This is a genomic window from Streptomyces sp. NPDC008092 (assembly GCF_042957285.1).
Classification (GTDB): Bacteria; Actinomycetota; Actinomycetes; order Streptomycetales; family Streptomycetaceae; genus Streptomyces.
The window spans coordinates 1-1,668 of sequence record NZ_JBIBHY010000040.1 but is presented as its reverse complement, the minus strand read 5'-3'; the positions used below and the strand labels follow the sequence as shown (position 1 = coordinate 1,668).

Below are 1,668 nucleotides of genomic sequence, written 5' to 3'. Positions count from 1 at the left end.
AGAAGCTGTTGTCTTTTCGGGCGTGATCGGTGCGTTTCCGCTGGTCGGGGATAGCAGTGGTGATTCCGTGGGAGTCGTGGCCTGTCGGGTCGTCGCTCCCCGGGAGGTCACGAATGCCGTCAGTCGTCGGACTGCTGGAACAGCACGAGCTCGCCGCTCGCCGTCGAGTCGACGGGCTGCGGGAGAAAGCCGACCGCATCCAGGCCGAACTCGCCGCGGCCGAGCAGGAATGGCAGGAGTGGGCGATTGCCCGCAGGCGGGTCGACACGGTGCTGGCGCCGGACGGCGGCAACACCGCCGGCACCGAGGTCACTGAGGGTCCGCGGGATGCGGACGCGCCGCCGGAACCCCGGGACGCGGCGAAGCCGAAGTCGCAGGTGCCGGTGTGGCGTGAGGGCCTTGACGCGTCGGTGCTGTCGGTGGACTACCAGCGCATCCTCACGGCGCTCACGGACCGGGACCGGCTCCATCAAGGGCCGCTGACCTGCCAGGAGATGGCCGCCGTGTTCGGCATGGACGTGGTGCCGGCACGAGTAGAGGCACTGCGGTCGAAGGCGAAACGCCTGGTCGCGCGGGGCTGGCTGGCCGAGCGGCAGCCGGGGCGGTTCACCCTCGCCCAGGGCCCGGCCGGGCAAGGCGGCGCGTCATGAGCAGGGTCATCGACCAGTAGATCATCGCCTCGGCGCTGGCGGTGCGCCGCTCGAAGTCGCGCACCAGACGGCGGCTTCGCATCAGGTGGGCGAAGAGGCGCTCGACGATCCACCGCTTGGGCAGCACCACGAAGCCGCGCATGTCGTCGCTGCGTTTCACGATCGCCAGAACCAGCGCGAACACGGCCAGGCAGTGCTCGACGAGGCTGCCGGTGTAACCGCCGTCGGCCCAGACCAGTTCCAGCCGGTGGTGCACGTCGGCGACCTGCCCGAGCAGCACCTGGGCGGCGATGCGGTCGCCGGTGTCCGCGGCGGTGGCCATCACGCCCAGCAGCAGGCCGAGCGTGTCGACCACGACATGCCGCTTGCGGCCGTTGATGAGTTTGCCGCCGTCGAAGCCGCGGCTGTCCGATCCGACGACGGCGTCCGCCTTGACGGACTGCGAGTCGATCACTGCGGCCGTCGGCTCCGCATCGCGCCCCAGCTCCTCGCGGACCCTCGCGCGCAACCGGTCGTGGAACTCCTTCACCAGGCCGTGGTCGCGCCAGCGGCGGAAGAACGCGTAGATGCGGTCCCACGGCGGGAAGTCGGCGGGCATCGCCCGCCACTTGATCCCGTTGTCCACGAGATACCGGATCGCATCGAGCATGGCCCGGTGGCAGTACCCCTCCGGCCGACCGCCCCGGCCGCGCATCCAGCCCGGCACCGGCAGCAGCGGCAGGACCCGGGCCCACTCCCCGTCCGTCATGTCCGTCGGGTAGCGACGCTGCCGCGTCCCGTTGTCGGCGGCGTTTCCGAACCGGTGAGCCAGACAGTCACACTCCCAGGTGACCGCACTGGACCGCCCGGCCATCGGCACGCAAAACTGGTGCACCAGGGCCTCCTGCTGCTGCTCGGTGATTCGACACCAACGAGCTGTTCAGGAGGCCCCCTTCGTATGCACCCAGCGCCCCACGACCACCCGATCGGGACTCCCGTTCGACACGCATCTCCCAAGATCGAAAAGACAACAGCTTCT

At 69.8% G+C, this 1,668-nt stretch carries 2 protein-coding genes; one reads left to right on the top strand and one right to left on the bottom strand.

The window, feature by feature from the left end:
- The first annotated feature begins 113 nt into the window (after positions 1-113).
- Entirely contained in the window at positions 114-650 is a 537-nt protein-coding gene (locus ACFZB3_RS50080) for a hypothetical protein (protein ID WP_391390606.1), read from the top strand.
- On the opposite strand, the gene ACFZB3_RS50075 is transcribed toward ACFZB3_RS50080, so the two are convergent.
- Positions 607-1,398, bottom strand: coding sequence for an IS5 family transposase (locus tag ACFZB3_RS50075; protein WP_391390605.1), 792 nt, complete (start codon positions 1,396-1,398; stop codon positions 607-609). The two genes, ACFZB3_RS50080 and ACFZB3_RS50075, sit on opposite strands and share 44 nt — an antisense overlap.
- Positions 1,399-1,668: the final 270 nt, after the last annotated feature.

Excerpts from the sequence above, each read along its gene's own strand:
- ACFZB3_RS50080 (WP_391390606.1), top strand. The coding sequence starts at position 114 with ATGCCGTCAGTCGTCGGACTGCTGGAACAGCACGAGCTCGCCGCTCGC.
- ACFZB3_RS50075 (WP_391390605.1), bottom strand. The coding sequence starts at position 1,398 with ATGACGGACGGGGAGTGGGCCCGGGTCCTGCCGCTGCTGCCGGTGCCG.